This window comes from Halodesulfovibrio sp., from assembly GCF_015482765.1.
GTDB lineage: Bacteria > Desulfobacterota > Desulfovibrionia > Desulfovibrionales > Desulfovibrionaceae > Halodesulfovibrio.
This window is the reverse complement of the sequence record NZ_JADMLB010000011.1, coordinates 26,925-46,373: the sequence shown is the minus strand read 5'-3', so window position 1 is coordinate 46,373 and position 19,449 is coordinate 26,925. Positions and strand designations below refer to the sequence as shown.

The window sequence follows — 19,449 nt, the reverse complement described above, 5'->3', positions numbered from 1 at the left end:
GCTATATTTCTTTCTTTTTATTTGTATAAATGGAGTAGGCTAATACCGCTATAGCTCCGGCAATAAGCAACGCACGGATTAGAGAAAACAGCCTGTGATAAATCGTAAAGCCTGTTCGGGTTCCCACTGTGCCGAAAATGACGTCAGCGCGGAAGGATTTACCCTGCGTTGTGATATTCCCTTTTGGATCAATGATAGCTGTAATGCCAGTATTTGTTGCACGGGCAACATAGCGTCCCTGTTCCACAGCACGCAGGACAGTCATATCCAGATGCTGTTTAGGGGCGGCTGTTTTTCCGAACCATGCATCGTTACTGATGTTAACCAGCAGGTTGGCACCTTGTTCTACACGATCTTGCGCAAGTTCGGTGAATGTAGCCTCATAACAAATCAGTACACCCAATGCAAGATTTCCAACAGTAATAGGCTCATGCACGGTTCCGGGTTGGAACGTTCCGGTTCCTTGCAAAAGCTCTTCTGCAAATGGAACATAGAATGGGATATATTCTCCGAACGGAACAAGATGCATTTTGTCATACCATGATAACATCAATCCTTCGGAGTCGATAAGATATGCCCGGTTAAAAATATCGTATTTTCGCCCATCAGTTCCCTTTGCATATCCCGGAGTGCCGATGAGATACGGTGCTTTGCTTGTGATGGCAAGTCTTCGAATCAGTGGTAAGTATTCTCGGTTACTTTGGAGATAGAACGGCATTGAGGTTTCCGGCCATATCACCAGCTCGACCGGATGGTTGAAAACCTGTTCACTCAACGTGACATAACGTTCCACAGTGCCGCGCATGTACCGTTTATCCCACTTTGCCCCTTGATCAATGTTTCCCTGAACCATAGCAATTTCAATGTTCGCCGTAGCGTCAGCGGGCTGTATCCAAGAGCAGTAACTGCTTGTAAAAAGGAGAGCCAGTGCCACAAGGGCAGAGACTGAATGCTTGACTGAGCTGGCGATCATCGCAGCTGTAATGTAGCAGGCAAGGGCAGCAAGCAATGCAGAATAGCCTTCTGCACCGATAACGCTTACCGGTTGAACAAACGCTGGCCAATCGGAAAAGGCAGCAGCAAGGGAGGCCCACGGAAAACCGCTTAGGACGAAACCTCGAGCGAGTTCCAGAGTCCCCCAGAGGAAGAATGTACTGACTCCGACATAACAGGGGCGGGCATTGCGCAAAAATTTATAGCAAAACAGTGAAAATGCAGCGGCATAAAGACCCATTGCAAAAGATACTGCGACAGGGCCGCTAATAGCCAGATACCACGGCATGGCAGTCTGTTCTGCAAATGGAACAGCAATCCAGTATAGGCAGGCGGTATATGCTGCCAGACCTGTAAGTAAACCTCTTCTAAATGCAACTGAACCCGATTCAGCCTGAATACCTATAAGGTACAGACAGGCGGGAAAGAGCAGGATAAGGGGTGGTAACTGGTAGATAGTATTGGCAGAACCAATGGCGAGACCTACCGTACCCATGGCAAGTAATGGGGCAAATTGAAGCATTGCTGCACCCTGACGTTTTTTTGTGTTGCGGTCAAGGTACTAGATTTGCAGTGTATACTCACTTGCTTCTGAAACTTTGACCGGCGATAAAAGAAAACACCCTGCAAAGCAGGGTGTATATTGTTTACGGTAAGAGACCTATTGACTTTCCGCAGCCTCATCAGCTTTGGCTGTACGAATAAGCCTAATTTGTTTGGCATCAGCATCTTCAATTGTGAAGTGGTATCCTGCCAAAAGAAAGCTTTCGCCTGATTGCGGTACATGACCGGCAAGTTCGCTAAGGTAGCCACCAAGCGTTTCAACCTGCTCAGACTCCAGCGTGATGGTAAGTTCTTCACTTACATCATCCAGAGCTGCACGACCTGTTATAATGTAGTTCCCGTCTTCAGTAGCACGAATGTCTTCTATTTTAGGAGTATCGTATTCGTCTTCAATTTCACCGACAATCTCTTCGAGAATGTCTTCAATGGTGATGAGACCGGAAGTTCCACCATATTCATCAACAGCAATCGCCAGATGTTGTTTTCGTGTTCGAAACTCTTGTAACAGATCTGTTACAATTTTTGTTTCCGGTACAAAAAACGGCTTGCGCATAAAGCTTACAAGCGGAGTATCACGCAATGTAGGGTCGTACAGATGAATGAGCAGGTCTTTTGCGTAAATAAGACCTACGATATTGTCCCTGTTTTCTTCATACAGCGGGATTCGTGAATGTCCAGATTCAACAATGAGTTCAACAAGGTCACCAATGGATGTGGTTGTCTCAGTACAGACAATGTCTGTTCGAGGAACCATAATCTCATGAACCTGAGTTTCATCAAGTGAGAGTACATTGAGGAGCATTGAACCTTCTTCAGCTTCAAGCTCGCCTTCCTCACGGGCATCGATAATGGCTTTTTCAACGTCCTCTTCAGTTGTTTTACTGAAAAGATTTCCAAGTACGTTCCACAATCGACTCTCAGAACCTCCGTCCAAGATGGGTCTCCTTTTTAAAGTTACTATAAAATGGGGCACTATACATATTCTGTACTGTACCGATGAGTTTAGTGTTGTGCAAGCATTGGATGCGCTCTTGCAAGTTTTCACAGCTTGCCAACTGTCAGCTAAATTCCTTTTTCGCGGTATAGCTCAAGATGTCTGCGCATAACCCAGTTACCGATACTTTCAAGGCTGGAACCGATAGGCTCTTCAACCCATCGTAATTCTGCAGGATTTTTTGCATCCGGCTGGGCTGTAAAGAGGAACTGCATACCCAGCTCGGCATCATGGGTTACAAAGTCAACAAACGGGTTTTGAATTCTGCACAGTAGCCAGTAGCGTACGCGCTGTCCTGTGTCCGGATCCCATAAGTCGAGAAGCGTGAACAGCTTGTCACCAATGGAGAATTCCAGATTGCATTTTTTTACCTCAGATCTCGGGATACGAACTTTCATGCCGCCCGCGGAAATATTTTCCAAGGTAATTTGGAAACTTTTTTCCGGTAAATAGGTAAGCACAGGGCGTCCCCACTGGCGGATATCTAATGTACCTTTCGTTGAAATTTCGTCAGGTGCAGACCATACTGCCAGTCCCATAATATACTGGCTCGGCGGAGAAATTCGCAAAGAAGCTCGTTTTTGCCGCTGTTCCAGTTTGTTAGGAGCTTTTAAGTTAAGTATGGCTGTGCCATCTGTACAGCCCCTAATGCCGATAATCGGTGAGGTGAACATGAAGAAGTTGTTTCCGGTGCTGGATTTACGAACCTGAAAGTAGCAGTCTACGTCTTTACCCACCCATGAACTTTGTAGGTTGCTGATTCCACTGCACTCAATGGTGACATTTTCTTTGTTAATGCTTGTGAGCAGGCAAGAAGTAGAGCGGCGCTTTTCACCTTTGGAATGGAATTGAACCTCAAATTTTTCATGCTCGTCTCGAGCCATTTTGAGTGTGTTGGAAATATGTGCGGGGTGCAGAACCCAGTCATGCGGTACATACTTTGTATTTTTGCGGTTTTTGAACCACATAAAGATGATGACTGCTATGAGAAGAACAACAACAGAGAGTAAACCGTACACGGTGAACAGAGCCGTTTCTGTACGAAAAGAAGACGCAGAGAAGTTCTTCCCTATTTGGGTAAAGAAGCTAGTACTTGTGGAGGCGCTGAATGAGAGATAGGACACGTAATACTCTTCTTTTATACTGGGTTGACACAAAATTACATTGAGACAGAGCTCAAAAGTACATACCTAAAATATAATAAAGTGAAAAGAGTTGTTCTTTGCTCGGGAAATAACGCAAACACTCTTTCATGAATAGAAATTATATAGTGGAAATGAAACGGTAAATGCAAAAAAAGCACCAAGTTATTGTGTGTCCGCTGGGAGTGCTAAAAAAGGTGAGTTACCATTACGTAGAATCATAAAAAGGTCAAAAAAAACAGCCACCAATTGGTGGCTGTTTTTTCTTTGTCTGTAGCTAAATTTTGCCGAGCTTCTTCAAGTGAACTTCAAGGCAGGAAATTGCTGCCGGAGTAACACCGGAAATACGTGATGCTTGTCCAAGGTTCAAAGGCTGCACGGCTGCAAGTTTTTCCTCTACTTCACGAGTCAGACCTGCAACCTCTGTGTAGTCAAGGTCTGCTGGAAGAGGAACACTTTCCATGCGGCTGAAGCGCTGAACCAGCTCGTCCTGACGTTTCAGGTAGCCGGCATACTTTACAACAACCTGAGCTTCTTTTTTGGCATCTTCTGCAAAGTCTGCAATTTCAGGCCAGAATGCTTTCAGGTCATTGATGTTTAACGCTGGACGGCGCAATACTTCAGCAAGTGTGAGACTCTTGGAAGGGTGTGCCTCGTTAAGTTCGTCAAAAATAGCTCGAACAGATGCATCAGGTTTAATGCGGCGCTCTTCAAGCTCTTCAAGCAGTGTTGAAAGTGCTGCACGCTTTGCGTCAAACATAGCCCACTGATCATCTTTGACAAGTCCTACATTGCGTCCGATTTCAGTCAGGCGCATATCAGCGTTACTTTCTCTCAGGAGTAAGCGATGCTCCGCGCGTGAGGTGAACATACGATACGGTTCTTTGGTTCCTTTGGTGACGAGATCATCAATGAGAACGCCGATGTATGCCTGATCGCGACCAAGAATGAATGGATCGCGTCCAGTTAAAGAACAGTACGCGTTGAGCGCAGCCCAAAGCCCCTGTGCAGCAGCTTCCTCATATCCGGAAGTACCGTTTACCTGACCTGCAAGGTACAGGCCCGGAAGTACTTTGGTTTCCAAGGTAGGGCGCAGCTGGGTAGGGTTCGCGTAATCGTATTCAATAGCATATCCCGGACGGATGATCTGTGCATTCTCAAGTCCCGGAATAGTCTTGAGCATGGCCTTCTGGATGTCTAAAGGAAGGCTTGTAGAAATGCCGTTCGGGTAACATTCAGGACTGTTGAGTCCTTCAGGTTCTACAAAAATCTGGTGGCGGATTTTATCAGGGAAGCGTGCAATTTTATCTTCAATTGAAGGGCAGTAACGCGCTCCGGTTCCGTCAATGACGCCCGTAAACAGCGGAGATCGGTCGAAACCTGTTTTGATGATTTCGTGAGTCTCTTCGTTTGTCCAAGTCTGGTAACAAGGCAACTGCGGAAGAGGGATTTCTTTTGTACGGAAACTGAACGGAGGCGGTGGGTTGTCGCCTGGTTGTGGTTCCATTACAGAGAAATCGATGCTGTCTTTAAGGATGCGCGGTACTGTGCCGGTTTTCAGTCGACCAAGTTCCAATCCCACGCTTTTTAAGGACTCAGAAAGGCCACTGCTTGCGGGATCGCCGAGGCGACCGCCGGAGAAGTTATTGAGTCCCACATGGATGAGACCGCGCATGAATGTGCCGGTAGTAATGATGACGGTCTTTGCCGCAAATTCCTGACCAAGCTGTGTGCGTATGCCGGTACAGCGTCCGTTTTCAGTCAACAGCTCATGTGCTGTGTCCTGCCATACCCACAGGTTTTCCTGTGCAAAGATATCGCGTTTTACAACACGCATGTATTCGTCACGGTCAATCTGTGCACGAGTTGCGTGTACAGCCGGCCCCTTACTGGTGTTCAGTGTACGGAACTGAATACCGGACTGGTCAGCCCAGACCCCCATCATGCCGCCTAATGCGTCTATCTCGCGAACCATGTGCCCTTTGGCTAAGCCGCCGATAGCTGGGTTACAAGACAAAGCGCCAATGTGATCCAAGTTGATCGTCAGCAATAACGTGGTCATACCAAGGTTGCTTGCAGCCATTGCTGCTTCCGCACCTGCGTGACCAGCGCCTACTACAATGACATCAAAAATAGCTGGAGGGGGTGTTTTTATCATAATTTTTATCTTTGTTATATAAATATGCCTTCGGCGAACCTGCAGTGCTTTGTCTTCAACGAGCCTCCGGCGGCCAGAAAATCTGTTTCACTGTCGCTATCCGTAATCTCTCATTCTTCGAGAACGGCTATCGCTTTTGAAAAAAAGTTTCTCTGGACTCTCCAAAAACTCTTATTAGCCAGAAAGTCCTGTTTGCTAACACGTCGGAGAACTTAATAAGAACTACCAATCGTGGGAGCTAGCTTACTATCACCAAGGTTGTGGTGCATAAGCCGTAGTGCTTCGTAAAAAAGCAGGTAGACTCGCAGGTAAAAGTCTTTGGAAAGGGGTCTGGGGAAAACCTTTCTACAGAAAGGTTTTCCCCAGCCGCCGGAGGCACAAAAGACCTGCCGAAGGCAATATAAACGTTCTTACTTAGTTGGTAGTATCAAACAGCATGGTGGCGATAACTTTAGCGTCACCAATGTTGCAAGAGATACGGCTTTTTTCGTTTGGTACGTGAGCGTTAGGAATGAGCTTGCTCCAGCATGCTACATTAAGTCCTTCATCACGCAGATGCGCTGCAACAGTACCACCACCAACGCCTTTCGGCTGTGGTGTTACATTGTAAACTTTCTTGATAGCACGGTCGAGTTTGGTCACAACTTCACAATCCACTGGAGTCTGTGCAGAGGACTGGTTAGCCTGATCTTCTTCGTAACTGATTGTTACACCGTACTCTTCAATTACTTCGTCACCGAGTTTTTTCATTTCCTTGCGGATATCATCAAGGTCGTATCCAGGGAGAATGCGGCAATCTACGTAGAAAACATCAAGTCCTGGAACTGTGTTGATGTTTGGAACGTTTGCTTCTTTTTTGGTCGGTGTGAAAGTAGAAATAGGTGGATCAAAGAGATTGTCAACACGATCAAAAATACCGTGAAGTTTTTTTACTTTGAGAATGAAAGCGGAAGCAGCTTCAAGGGAGTTAATGCCTTCAGACGGGGTAGAGCCGTGGCACTGCTTGCCGATTACAGAAATTTTTTGCCAGAGAATGGATTTCTCTGCGACTTCAATCATGGTTCCTTCAGCGTCGCCGATGTCTGGAACGAGAATGAGATCGTCTTGTTTGAACAGGTCAGGGCGTTCTTCAACAACGTACTCAAGACCGTACTTGCTGCCGGTTTCTTCGTCGGCAGTGAGGATGAGACCGAGAGTGTATTCCGGTGTGATGTTGTGATCCACAAGACCTTTGGCAACGAGAAGACCGGAAACAATAGCCTGCTGGTTGTCTTCTACGCCACGACCGTAAATGTAGTCGCCGTCAACGCGCAAAGTCCAAGGATCGCTTTCCCACAGATCATGGTCGCCTGTTGGAACAACGTCTGTATGACCAATGATCCAGAGAGTTTTTTCAGATTTACCCGGAATACGAGCGATAATTGTAGGGCGGTAGCCGCAATTAACGCGGGAGTCCGGAGCGCGCATTTCTTCGACATCAGTAATGTTGTTTTCTTTAAGCCAGCTCAGAAGGTAGTCTGCCTTGTCTTTTTCACCCTGTCCGCCGCTGGTAGGGCATAAGGCAGGTCGTGCAGTCATTTCTTTCTGCAATTCAATTACAAGGTCACGCTGGTCATCAAGAAACGCAAGAAGCTGTTCGCTCATGGGGATTCTCCGTCAGGGAATGGTGGTTAAGAAAGTATGTTGCCTGACAATATATGTTCAGGAAGTGAGAATTACGAGCATTGTTTTTTGAAGATAGCAAGCTTTGCTGTCATTACTTTTTATAAAGAAAAGTAGAAGTGGCTTTTGAATCAGCCGGTACAGTGCGTGTAATTCTCTCTTCCTGAAAAAGAAAAAGGGAAGGTTGTAATCCAACCTTCCCCCTCTCTAACCAAAATATAGCTGATTAACGACCGCGAGCGGCACGTTTGGAAGCTTTAAGTGGGTTAATCTTAACCTTACCTTCTTTGTCTACAGTAGCTTTAACGTGTGTAGCAAAGTTGCAAGCACCAAGTGACCATTTGGTAGATGGTGTTGCGTAGCTTTTACAGTAGGTCTGGCCTTCGAACTCACCGGTGCGCTCGCAGCCCTCACACTGTTCGACCACTGGCTGGCATACGAACCCGTTAAAGAGCATGCCTTCTTCAGTCATTTTTGCATCGGCGAAGCTTACAGCTTTAGCACTCATATTAATTTCCTCCTGGGGTCGCGCGGGCTACGCGCGCATATTATCTTTGAAGCGATGTCCAATTATATTTTTTTGACAAAAAGTCAACTAAAAAACAAATGGTCAGTGTATTTAGAAAAAGCCTTCAGGCAGTTTCTTCAGGTCATTAACCAAGAAATTTTTGCATAACCGAGAACAGGGAAATATATCGCACGGCACAACAAAAGGACAAAGTCAGCACGCAGTCATCCTGCGATAGAGCTTGTCTTCTTTACTGTAACAGCCCGCCATGGCGTTGAAATCATAACCTAAACTGTGTGCAGCAGTGTGCTGCGTATCGATATCTAACGCTGTTTTATTCAGTTAGCTGCGCTTCTGTATCTTCTTTTGTACCCATTTAGCAACATCTTTTGCAGCATCAATTAGGGCAGGGTAGTCAATTTTTAAATATTTGCCGTCCTGATAGAGGATTTCACCTGCCACCATGGACATGTGAACCTCTGCTCCTGTTGTTGCATATACAAGTTGAGAAACAGGGGTATGCATCGGCAGCAGGTTAGGCTGTGTGAGGTCTATAGCAATAATATCTGCCTGCTTTCCAACTGCTAAAGAGCCAAGATCCGCCTGTCCCATGCTCCTTGCACCGTTGCAGGTAGCCATATCCAATACGGATTGAGCTGTGGCTGCGGTTGGATCCAGTGTTTGCACTTTGTGTAGAAACGCGCAGGATGTCATTTCTGTAAACATGTTGAGCGCATTGTTGGATGCAGCACCGTCCGTCCCCAGTGTCACATTGACGCCTTGTTGGAGCATTTTTTCAATTGGAGCCATACCGGAAGCAAGTTTCATGTTGCTTTCAGGGTTATGGGCAACGTTTGTTCCTGTTTCGGCAAGCAGGGCGATCTCATCGTCAGTCACGTCGACAGCATGGGCAATAGTTGTGCGGCTGCTTAATAAACCGAGACTGTGAGCATATTCTACAGGGCGTTTGCCGAAGCTTTCTATGCACGCCTTGGTCTCTGCCGGAGTTTCAGCAAGATGAATATGAATCGGTAGATCGAGTTCTTCTGCCACCTCGCGACATGTGGTAAGGATTTCCGGAGTGGAGGTGTAGACAGCGTGCGGCATAACAGATTGTCTGATTCTCGGATTATGTTTCCACTTGGCTTCCAGTTCGCGAACCAATTTGATGCCCGCTTCGAAATCAGGATACGCCGGAGACGGGAACATAAACATAGCCTCGCCGCCCAGAACACGTAATCCGGATTGATCTACGGCTTTATATGTTGCATCTTCGATCAGATACATGTCGCAGAAAGATGTGGTGCCGTAACGTGTCATTTCAGCGCATGCGAGCAGGGCACCAAGCTCTACTTTTTCTGCGGTCAGTCCTTGCTCAACAGGGAAAATATGGTCATTGAGCCAGTCCATAAGCGGCAGGTCGTCTGCGGCACCTCGCAGCAGCGTCATAGCAGCATGGGTATGGCTGTTAATAAGACCCGGCATAAGCAGGGAGTTGCCAAGCTCCAGTGTTTTGTCTGCCGTGTATTGAGCGCGAATAGTGTCGGCGGAATCGATACACACGATTTTTCCATCAGAAACTGCGATGCCGCCGTTATATATGATAGCACGTGACTCGTCCTGTGTGACGATGATCTCTGCGAATAGTAAAGTGTCACAAGATTGCATTCGAAAACTCCTCATTATCATCCTACATTGTGGGTGTGCCACTGTAGTGTATTGTTGGAGCATAAACAAGGCGCTTGTCAGTGTTTAACATCATAATTTTTTTTAATTAATCAATAAATTGTACGGAATACGAAGGTTGAAAATGAAAGTAGGTTGCTTGCTCATTCATGGTTGGACAGGAAGTACATTTGAGATGGAGCCGCTTGTCGCTCCGTTGGAAGCAGATGGGTATGTTGTTCGTAATATAATGTTACCCGGTCACGGAACAACCTTTGAAGATTTTCAAACTACGGGCTGGGCAGACTGGGAGTGGGCTGCGGAAAAAGAATACGAAGCGCTGGCAAAAGAAGTTGATGCAGTTTTTGTGATCGGGCTTTCCATGGGGGGCACTTTGGCATTACACTTAGCATCAAAATATCCTGTGGCAGGTGTGGTTCCTCTGGCAGCCCCTTTGTACCTGTATTCATACTTTCCGTGGCAGATGAAAGACTGGCGGATTCCGTTTACCCCCATTGTGAAGCATTTTAAGCCAATTTTTTCTCTTGGAAAGCGTGATGATGAGCACACACAAACGGCTCCATGGGTAGGATATGACGAATTTGTAAGTATGCAACAATTACATGAGCTTATGAAGGGGGTAAAGAAAGTGCGTAATGAGGTAAGTGCGATAACTGCCCCAATTACCGTGATTCAAGCCCCAACAGATAAGAGTGTCCCTTTAGGAAATGTTTTTTTAATCGCAAAAAAAGTTGCTTCAAAGGAGATTACAGTCAAATTATTGCGTATTGAGGAAAAAGTTACAGGACATCACGTGATTACGACGCATATTGAGACCTCAGGAAAGGTGTGCGAGTTGGTTAGAAAGTTCGTGAAAGAGCAAGTTTCTACAAAATTGTAAATCTAATGCATATTCAAATTAATAACAAAATTGTCAAAACATATAATAAGTATATGATTTAACACTGAAAAAATGAAAAAATGTGCTGTGCTTAAAAACTAAATATTACAATCTTGACAAATTTGAGCGTTTTTAGCTAAATATAATCCATGGCAGTTGCCAGCTAGTGGTAACTGACCAATGTTGAAGATTTAGCTCAGAAAAAATGCGAATGACGCGCGCGGGCGCTTTGTGTCACGAGGAGAGATTATTTTGCTGTTTAAGCCTATAAGCCAGAATTTTAGCGACTTTGTTATTGATCGTGAAAACGATCGCTGTATCAATTGCGAAGTTTGTGTGCGTCAGTGCTCGTATGAAGCCCACTACTGGGATGATGCTCGTCAGTGCGTAAGCCACGATCATACTAAATGTGTAGGGTGCCACCGTTGTGAAGCATTCTGTCCTACCGGTTGTCTTACTATTAAGAAAAATCCGGCAGACTTCAGAGACAACGCGTTGTGGACTCCAACCTACATGAAGCACGTGTACAAGCAGGGCGATACTGGTGGTATTTTGCTTTCCGGCATGGGGTCTCCTGCCAACAAGCCAATCTACTGGGACAACCTTCAGCTTGATGCCAGTCAGGTAACCAACCCGTCTATTGACCCGCTTCGCGAGCCAATGGAACTGACCACCTACCTCGGCTCCAAGCCGGATCAGGTGAGCTTTGAGGAAACTCCTGAAGGGCCGAAACTTACTACTAAAATCGGACCGCAGCTTAAGCTTAACTACCCGCTTATGTTCTCCGCTATGTCCTTTGGTTCAATTAACCTGAACCTTCATAAGGCAATGGCAATGGCAGCAACAGAGCTTGGTATTGCTTACAACACTGGTGAGGGTGGTTTGCACCCTGATCTGTACAAATATGGTAACAATACCATTGTACAGGTAGCATCAGGCCGATTTGGTGTTCATAAAGATTACTTGAACGCTGGTAGTGCAGTAGAAATTAAAATCGGTCAGGGTGCTAAGCCGGGTATCGGCGGCCACCTGCCGGGTGAAAAGATCGACGAAGAGGTTTCTAAAACCCGTATGTGTCCGGTCGGCTCAGATGCGATTTCTCCTGCGCCTCACCACGATATTTATTCTATTGAAGATTTACTTCAGCTTATCTACGCAATTAAGGAATCCACAGAATATAAGGTTCCAGTATCTGTAAAAATTGCGGCAGTACATAACGCTCCGGCGATTGCTTCCGGTATTGTACGCGCAGGTGCAGATATTGTTGTTATCGATGGCTTCAGAGGCGGTACAGGTGCTGCTCCTACCATGATCCGCGATAACGTAGGTATCCCGATGGAACTTGCTCTTGCTTCTGTAGACAACCGTTTACGTGACGAAGGTATTCGTAACCACGCATCACTGGTTGTAGCGGGCGGTGTGCGCTGCTCCGCAGATGCAATTAAAGCAATCGCACTTGGTGCGGATGCGGTTTACATCGGCACAGCTGCCTTGGTTTCTGTGGGCTGTACTCTTTGCGGACGTTGTTACACTGGTAAATGTCCTTGGGGTATTGCTACCAACGAAGCACGTCTCAAAAAACGTCAGAACCCAGAAGTTGCTGCTAAGCGTCTTGCTAACCTTGTCCGCGCTTGGGGACACGAGATTCAGGAAATGCTCGGCGGTATGGGACTCAACTCCATTGAAAGCTTGCGTGGTAACCGCGATAAGCTGCGTGGTCTTGGTCTTAACGAAACTGAGCTGGACATTCTCGGCGTTAAACACGCAGGACGGTAGATATGCGTAGGGTTTATCCGAATAAAGATGTCTGTATTGGCTGCCACATTTGTGAGGTTGCCTGTTTAACAGCTCATTCTGCAAGTCAGGATGTTGTTATTGCCGCTAAAGAAGAAGTGGCTTCAGGTTTACAGCCTTGTAAGGCAGTTTACGATAAAGGTCAGATCTCTGTAGCTCTCAGTTGTCGCCATTGTGACAATCCATCTTGTGTATCCGCCTGTATTTCCGGCGCGTTATACAAGGATCAGGAAACAGGACGCACTTGTTACAACGAAGAACAGTGTGTTGGTTGCTGGTCATGTCTGATGGCATGCCCTTACGGCGCGGTTCGCCGCAATGTGACTAAGGGTAAGATTATTAAATGTGACCTGTGCGAAGGCCGCGACATCCCAGCATGTGTGGAAGCCTGTCCAAACAACGCACTGGTTTACGAATCTCGCTGATAGCAGGAGCTCGTCCATGTCGTATGTCATAATTGGAAACGGTGTTGCGTCTGTCGGAGCTATTGAGGGTATCCGTAAAGTTGATACAAAGACTCCGATTCTTGTAGTGAGCGAAGAAGATACTCCTACGTATGGACGTCCGCTTATTTCATATTTTCTTGCAGGAAAAATCGGTCTGGACAGAGTAAGTCTCAGACCGGATGAATTCTACGAAAAGAATAATGTTGAAGTTAAGCTTAACACCCGTGTTGCTGCCATTGATAAAGCAGCAAAGACCATTACTACTGAAGCCGATGAAGTGATTGAATACAAAGAGCTTCTTCTGGCTACCGGCGGTGTGCCGTTTATGCCTCCTATTAAAGGCATTGATGGCAGTGGAGTTTATAACTTCACCACACTTGCCCATGCACACGAACTGCTCGATCTTTCAAAACGAATTCATCGTGTAGTTGTAGTAGGTGGTGGTCTTATCGGTCTTAAAGCCGCAGAAGCACTTCGTTACAACGGTCTTTCCACTGCAATTGTTGAACTTGGAAGCCGCGTGCTTTCCGCAGCATTTGATGATGTGGCAGGTAACCTTGTAGCACAGCGTCTTGAAGAAAAAGGTATCACAATCTGTTGTGGTACCACTGTAGAAGAAATTCTGCGTACAGAGCAGGGCGAGGTTATCGGAGTACGTCTTGCCAATGGTCAAAAACTGGCTTGTGAAGCCGTTGTTGTAGCCATTGGTGTTGTGCCGAGTCTCAATCTTGCTAAAGACGCCGGTATCGCTGTGAACAGAGGCATCAAAGTTGATGACAATATGTGCACAAGCGCCGAAGGTGTCTACGCTGCAGGTGACGTTGCAGAAGCACCTGATATGATTGCTGAAGAAGCCAGAGTTACACCAATTTGGCCTAACGCATTCAGTCAGGGCTACCATGCTGGTCTTAATATGGCGAGCGAGGAAGCTTCTCCGCATCCTGGCGGTTTGCCGATGAACGCTATTTCTTTCTACGGGCTGCCGACAGCATCTCTTGGTCATGTGAATCCTAACGAGGATGAGGACTGTGAAGTCTTCACTGAGCTTGACGAAGAGAACGGAACATATCGTAAACTGATTTTCCGTAATGAAAAGCTGATCGGATACGTGCTTGTGGGAGAGGTCGATTTTGCAGGGTTATACACCGGCTTCATTCGCTTCGGTCTGGATCTCACACCGGACGTGAAGGAAGAGCTTATTGCAGGTCAACCATCTGCATTGCTCTGGCCGGAAGAAGAATTTGATACAAAGTGGACCCCTGCTGCTGAGTAGAGGGCTTTGGAGATAGAGTATGAAAGCTCCCAATGATTTTTGGCATTTTGATAAAGACATCTCTGGCTGTGGTGTCTTTGGGGTAATTGATAAAAAGAAAAAACTGATACCGGGTACTATGCCGATTGATGCAATGGCAACAATGCACGATCGCGGTAACGGTCTTGGTGGTGGTTTTGCTGCATACGGTATTTATCCTGAGCATGCAGACTTGTACGCCTTCCACCTGATGTGTGATGATCAGGCAGGCCTTGACCGCGCTGAAGAGATCATCAAACAGTACTTTGATATTAAGATTTCTGAGCCGATTCCTACCCGCAAGGTGCAAGCCATTAAAGAATCCCCGCTTATGTGGCGCTTCTTCCTTTCTCCTAAGGAAGACCGTCCGAAGTGGCAGGATGTTGGTGAAGATGATTACGTAGTAAACATCGTCATGCACATTAACAACAGAGTGCCGGGTGCTTTTGTATTCTCCAGTGGTAAAAACATGGGAGCGTTCAAGGGTGTAGGTTTTCCGGAAGACATCGCTGACTTCTTCAGACTTGATGAGTACAGCGGCTACATGTGGACCGGTCATAACCGTTTCCCGACAAACACTCCGGGCTGGTGGGGCGGCGCTCACCCGTTTACCCTGCTGGACTGGGCGATTGTTCATAACGGAGAGATTTCCTCTTACGGTATTAACAGACGCTACCTGTGTCAGCACGATTATGAATGTAACATGATGACGGATACAGAGGTTGTGGCATACCTGCTTGACCTTCTTATCCGTAAGCACGGTCTTTCTCACGAAATGGCATGTAAAGTTTTTGCACCGCCGTTCTGGGATGAAATTGAGCGCATGCCTAAAGATGAGCGTGAAGCGTATGAAGCGCTGCGCATGGTCTACGGCCCTGCAATGCTCAACGGTCCGTTTGCTATCCTCGTAACTGACAGCAACGGTATGATGGGGCTTAACGACCGCGTTAAACTTCGTCCGCTTGTTATCGGTGAAAAGGACGATATGGTATTCATGTCCAGTGAAGAGAGTTCCATCCGTGAAGTCTGTCGTGAACTCGACAGAGTATGGGCTCCAAAGGCCGGTGAGCCGGTTATTGTGAAATTGGAGGACTAGGCATGGCTAAAAAATGTACTCTTGACGCTCAAGGCGTGTACTACCGCCAATTGAACGAGCAAATTCGTGAAGCTGTGCGTGACGGTGCTGTTGAAATTGAGTTGGATAATGTTCGCGGTCAGCGCTACATCGGCAACTCAGTGGAGGCTCCTGTTCATTTCACCATTCACGGTGTTCCGGGTCAGGACCTTGGAATGTTCATGCGCGGTGCAACTATCCGTGTAGAAGGCAACGCACAGGACGGCGTTGGCAACACCATGGATGACGGAGAAATCCAGATTAATGGTATGTCCGGCGATGTTCTCGGTTACGCAATGCGTGGCGGGCGTATCCTTGTAAAACAGGACGTAGGCTACCGTGTAGGTATTCATATGAAATCGTACATGGAAAAGCAGCCTGTAATCGTAGCTGGCGGTAAAGCTGGCGACTTCCTTGGCGAATACATGGCGGGTGGAGCGATTATCCTCCTCGGCATGGATTCAACAATGGATAAAAAAGCACCTATCACCGGCAGAAGCCTTGGTACAGGTATGCACGGCGGCATTATTTATATCCGCGGTGACGTTCCTGAATACCAGCTTGGACCTGGTTTACAGCTCGAATCTATTAATGAAGAAGATGAAGCTTTCATCCGTTCCCACGTCGCAGACTGGGCAAAAGCATTCGGTAAGAGTGTTGATGAAGTGATGGAAGGCAAGTTTAAAAAAGTAACGCCGTTTTCCCACCGTCCATACGGCAACATGTACGTGGGAACAAACTAGGCTGTCAGAAGTTTTCTGAACATACCTACAGTCAAACGGCTCAGATATTTTTCCCATCATGAGGGAAAATCTCCTAAGCTTGACAGATAGACGACCTAAATTCGGGAAGCCCCTCATGATTGGCATGGGGGGCTTTTCTGTTATCCATGCGTAAGTAATTAGACTCTGATACGAACGTATGTCCCTTTAGGGACGATCGCAGGAGCGGCGGGCTTAGCGACGGGAGTAGAGGTGACCTTAGGAGCCTGAACCTTAGCGGTTCTAACTGGAGCAGCTGCAACAGGTGTTTCTGCAGGAAGTGTTTCACCTCTCGCGATGGCCTGTTTCCGCTCTTTTTCAGTCATGCGATCCTGATCACTGATGAGTTGTTTTTTTGCTTCACTTTTCATCTGGGTAACACTTTTTACTCCAGATTCAGCAGAAAAATCTTTCATCCATTCTCTACGTTCTTCTATGTGTTTACCAAGATCGTAGTTATCGATAGTGGAAGCCAGTATGCCTGCCAGTCCAGCTAGTTTGTTTGCTTCAAGTTGTTTCTGGCTCTGGTGGCGTTTTAGCATGGCTGTAACACCTTCAGACATAGTGACTGCTTTTTTTGAAAACAGGTTTGAAACAACAGAGGACTCATTTTTTTCGATTTCAGCCTGTTTTTCTGAAACCGACATTTTTTGCGGCGCATGCTTGGCTACAGAAGACTGTCGTTTTGCAACAAGATTTTCTTGTTGTTTTTTGAGCATTTCCTCTATTTGCTCACGCATCGATTTTTGAGTTTTTTCTAGAACACTGGATAACAGCATAATAACACTCCTTGAATGTTAGTGTTCGTTTACTCATCGATGTTTTTTAATAAAACTTAATAAAAATATATAAATATAGTAAAATATTGTGGTGCTGGTATCCCTTGATACAGGTGTTGTTTTGGAGGCGTCTGGCTTCGTTCCAGCTGTTGTGGCGGGATAATCCTCATCTAGAAATAGAAAGGAAGTGTTTAGGAAGGAAAGTGCAAGCTTTGAACGCGGATAAAGAAAAGAAATTAAGTAGAACATCTGTGTATCTTGTTGTAAATTAACGACGAGTCTGTGTCGGTTGAAACCTGATTGTAACACGAGCAGGGTAGGAAACTGAGACATTTGTCTAAGATTGGCGTCAGTAAAGGCTTTGCTGTTATTTTTGTTAGAAAGTCTGCCAGTTAAAAATGTTGCAAGTTTTCTAACGAAAAGGTACTTGATTCAGGTTTAAAGCTTTTTCTCATTACGAGTAAAAACAAAGGCCAGTTTGGCTTTAATTATTACTTGTCGCGTTATTTTTTGAGTGAGTTTCGATAATCATTTGATTTAATGGAAAACTCAGAGAATATTTTTTTTGCGGCGTTACGATTTTTTGATAACCGTTAAGGAGTTTCTATGTTCTTTCCAGAAGTAGCTTGGGCTATGGGCGCAGCAGGCGGTCAGGCAGGTCAGGAAGGCAACCCGATTGCGGCCTTCGTTCCTCTTGCTTTGATGTTTGTTATCTTCTACTTCCTTCTTATCCGTCCTCAGCAGAAAAGAGCTAAAGAGCACAAAGCTCTGCTGGACAACCTTCAGAAAGGTCAGTCTGTTGTTACCGCCGGTGGTCTCATCGGTACTATTACAGCAATTAAAGACGACATTATTTCTGTAGATCTTGGCGAAACCACCGTACAGGTTGGTCGTCAGTACATCTCCGGCCTCAAGCCATCTCCTGCTGCTGAGAAAAAAGCAAAAGACGGCAAAAAGAAATAATTTATTGAGCAGGGAGCTGACCCTCAGTTCCCTGCTTGTTCAGCACAACGCTGTTGTTGTCCCGAGCGAGTATCGTATCGGGTTTTGCTGTTTGAATAGTATCAAGGAGTTATAATGAGAGAGGGGTTGCGATGGAGATTACTGGTCGCGATTTTTGTGCTCGCAGTTGGTATTGTATACGCACTGCCTAGCATTCCGGCGATCGGAACATCCCCAATCAAAAAGTTCTTACCTGAAGAAAAGGTCAGCCTTGGCCTTGACCTGCAGGGTGGTATCCACCTTGTTCTCGGTGTAGATGTTGATAAGGCACTGTCAAATAACCTTTCACTTATGGGACAGGACATTCGTTCCTTAGCGCGTGAAGATAATATTTTTATCTTGCAGCCGCGTGTAATGCAGGGCGAAAAGCTTGAGTTCGTACTTCTCAAGTCTTCACAGAAAGAAGCTCTTGATGCTTTGCTCGCAAAAAGCTTCAACCGCTTAAATGCGGAATCGACCGTTCTTGATAACAAAAAAGTTCGATACACACTGACTTACACACCGGAATACAAAAAATACATGTCTGACCTCACTTTGGATCAGGCGGTAAAAACTATCCGTAACCGTGTTGACCAGTTCGGCGTTGCCGAGCCGGACATCCGTAAGCAGCAGGATTTCCGTATTCAGGTACAGCTTCCTGGTCTTACAGATACCGAGCGTGCAATCAAGATTATCGGTAAAACCGCTCACCTTGAATTTAAAATAGCTCGCGAAGGTGTAGATCCTGCGAAAGCAGCAAAAGGCATTGTTCCTGCCGGAACAGAAGCCATGCGCCAGATGCACCGCAATCCTGACGGATCATATTCAGAATCTGTTATTGTTGTGAACAAAAACGCAGCGCTTACAGGCGATACCATTACTGACGCTCGTGTTGCGTATGACAACTTTAACAGGCCGTACGTTTCACTTACCTTTAACAGTAGCGGCGCTCGTCGTTTCGAAGAAGTGACAGGTGAGAACCTTAAAAAGCGTATGGCTATTGTTCTGGACGGAAAAGTTTACTCCGCACCGGTTATTAAGGATAAAATCCGCGGCGGTCACGCTTCTATTTCCGGTGGCTTTACTACTGAAGAAGCTCATGACCTCGCTATCGTTCTGCGTGCAGGCTCCTTGCCGGCTCCGGTAAAAATCCTGGAAGAACGTTCCGTAGGACCATCCCTTGGTCAGGAATCTATTGATCAGGGCATTACGGCGACACTCGTCGGTGGCGCACTCGTAATGGTCTTTATGATTGTTTACTACGGCTTCAGTGGTCTCGTTGCTAACCTTGTTCTTTGTATGAACATGGTATTTATCGTTGCTGGTCTTGCAGCATTCGGTGCAACTCTTACACTGCCTGGTATTGCGGGTATTATTCTTACCCTCGGTATGGCTGTTGATGCGAACGTCATTATCTTTGAACGTATCCGCGAGGAACTTCGCCGCGGACTTACTCCGTTCAAAGCTGTCGACGAAGGCTTCTCCAGTGCAACACTGACAATTTTTGACGCAAACGTAACTACCTTGCTTGCGGCAATCATTCTTTACCAGTTCGGCACAGGCCCAATTCGTGGTTTTGCGGTAACGCTTAGCCTCGGTATCTTGGCTTCCATGTTCACAGCTATCTTCTGCGCACGTATTATCTTCGGTCTCTGGATCAATGGTAAGCCGGGCAGAAAGCTCAGCATATAAGGGG

General features: G+C 46.3%; 16 protein-coding genes. 8 read left to right on the top strand and 8 right to left on the bottom strand.

Annotation, left to right across the window (positions count from 1 at the left end; translation table 11 throughout):
* Position 1: 1 nt before the first annotated feature.
* The 7 genes from lnt to QZY95_RS01550 all read right to left on the bottom strand — a co-directional run bounded on the left by lnt (position 2) and on the right by QZY95_RS01550 (position 9,689).
* Positions 2–1,516, bottom strand: a complete 1,515-nt coding sequence (gene lnt, locus QZY95_RS01580) for an apolipoprotein N-acyltransferase (protein ID WP_290918462.1) — start codon at positions 1,514–1,516, stop codon at positions 2–4.
* A 138-nt stretch (positions 1,517–1,654) separates the two neighbouring features.
* Positions 1,655–2,491, bottom strand: a complete 837-nt coding sequence (locus QZY95_RS01575) for a hemolysin family protein (RefSeq protein ID WP_290918459.1) — start codon at positions 2,489–2,491, stop codon at positions 1,655–1,657.
* Positions 2,492–2,619: 128 nt separating this feature from the next.
* Positions 2,620–3,675 (bottom strand): hypothetical protein, encoded by a 1,056-nt coding sequence (locus QZY95_RS01570; protein WP_290918456.1) that lies wholly within the window; start codon positions 3,673–3,675, stop codon positions 2,620–2,622.
* Positions 3,676–3,970: 295 nt separating this feature from the next.
* On the bottom strand, positions 3,971–5,851 hold the full coding sequence (gene mnmG / locus QZY95_RS01565) for a tRNA uridine-5-carboxymethylaminomethyl(34) synthesis enzyme MnmG (RefSeq protein ID WP_290918453.1): 1,881 nt from the start codon (positions 5,849–5,851) through the stop codon (positions 3,971–3,973).
* 414 nt (positions 5,852–6,265) lie between these two features.
* The gene (locus QZY95_RS01560; RefSeq protein ID WP_290918449.1) at positions 6,266–7,495 is read right to left on the bottom strand and encodes a M20 family metallo-hydrolase; all 1,230 of its coding nucleotides are present in this window, start codon (positions 7,493–7,495) and stop codon (positions 6,266–6,268) included.
* A 244-nt stretch (positions 7,496–7,739) separates the two neighbouring features.
* The gene (locus tag QZY95_RS01555; protein ID WP_290918446.1) at positions 7,740–8,021 is read right to left on the bottom strand and encodes a PxxKW family cysteine-rich protein; all 282 of its coding nucleotides are present in this window, start codon (positions 8,019–8,021) and stop codon (positions 7,740–7,742) included.
* Positions 8,022–8,363: 342 nt separating this feature from the next.
* Positions 8,364–9,689: an amidohydrolase gene (locus QZY95_RS01550; RefSeq protein WP_290918443.1), complete on the bottom strand. Its 1,326-nt coding sequence runs from the start codon at positions 9,687–9,689 to the stop codon at positions 8,364–8,366.
* A gap of 142 nt (positions 9,690–9,831) precedes the next feature.
* On the opposite strand from QZY95_RS01550, the gene QZY95_RS01545 reads away from it, so the two are divergent.
* The 6 genes from QZY95_RS01545 (at position 9,832) to QZY95_RS01520 (ending at position 15,975) form a co-directional block, all read left to right on the top strand.
* A complete protein-coding gene (locus QZY95_RS01545; protein WP_290918440.1) occupies positions 9,832–10,587 on the top strand; it encodes an alpha/beta fold hydrolase in 756 nt (251 codons plus the stop codon).
* Between the two features lie 252 nt (positions 10,588–10,839).
* Entirely contained in the window at positions 10,840–12,363 is a 1,524-nt protein-coding gene (locus tag QZY95_RS01540) for a glutamate synthase-related protein (protein ID WP_290918438.1), read from the top strand.
* Between the two features lie 2 nt (positions 12,364–12,365).
* Positions 12,366–12,806, top strand: a complete 441-nt coding sequence (locus QZY95_RS01535) for a 4Fe-4S dicluster domain-containing protein (RefSeq protein WP_290918435.1) — start codon at positions 12,366–12,368, stop codon at positions 12,804–12,806.
* A 16-nt stretch (positions 12,807–12,822) separates the two neighbouring features.
* On the top strand, positions 12,823–14,100 hold the full coding sequence (locus QZY95_RS01530; RefSeq protein WP_290918432.1) for an FAD-dependent oxidoreductase: 1,278 nt from the start codon (positions 12,823–12,825) through the stop codon (positions 14,098–14,100).
* 19 nt (positions 14,101–14,119) lie between these two features.
* Entirely contained in the window at positions 14,120–15,214 is a 1,095-nt protein-coding gene (locus QZY95_RS01525; RefSeq protein ID WP_290918428.1) for a glutamine amidotransferase family protein, read from the top strand.
* A gap of 2 nt (positions 15,215–15,216) precedes the next feature.
* Positions 15,217–15,975: a hypothetical protein gene (locus tag QZY95_RS01520; protein WP_290918424.1), complete on the top strand. Its 759-nt coding sequence runs from the start codon at positions 15,217–15,219 to the stop codon at positions 15,973–15,975.
* Positions 15,976–16,133: 158 nt separating this feature from the next.
* Here QZY95_RS01520 and QZY95_RS01515 read toward each other — a convergent pair whose 3' ends face one another.
* Positions 16,134–16,772, bottom strand: a complete 639-nt coding sequence (locus QZY95_RS01515; RefSeq protein ID WP_290918421.1) for a hypothetical protein — start codon at positions 16,770–16,772, stop codon at positions 16,134–16,136.
* Between the two features lie 606 nt (positions 16,773–17,378).
* Here QZY95_RS01515 and yajC point away from each other — a divergent pair.
* Together yajC and secD are read left to right on the top strand one after the other, a co-directional pair.
* Positions 17,379–17,735 carry a preprotein translocase subunit YajC gene (yajC, locus tag QZY95_RS01510; RefSeq protein WP_290918418.1) on the top strand — a complete coding sequence of 119 codons (357 nt, stop codon included), beginning with the start codon at positions 17,379–17,381 and terminating at the stop codon, positions 17,733–17,735.
* Between the two features lie 114 nt (positions 17,736–17,849).
* Entirely contained in the window at positions 17,850–19,445 is a 1,596-nt protein-coding gene (gene secD / locus QZY95_RS01505) for a protein translocase subunit SecD (RefSeq protein WP_290918415.1), read from the top strand.
* Positions 19,446–19,449: the final 4 nt, after the last annotated feature.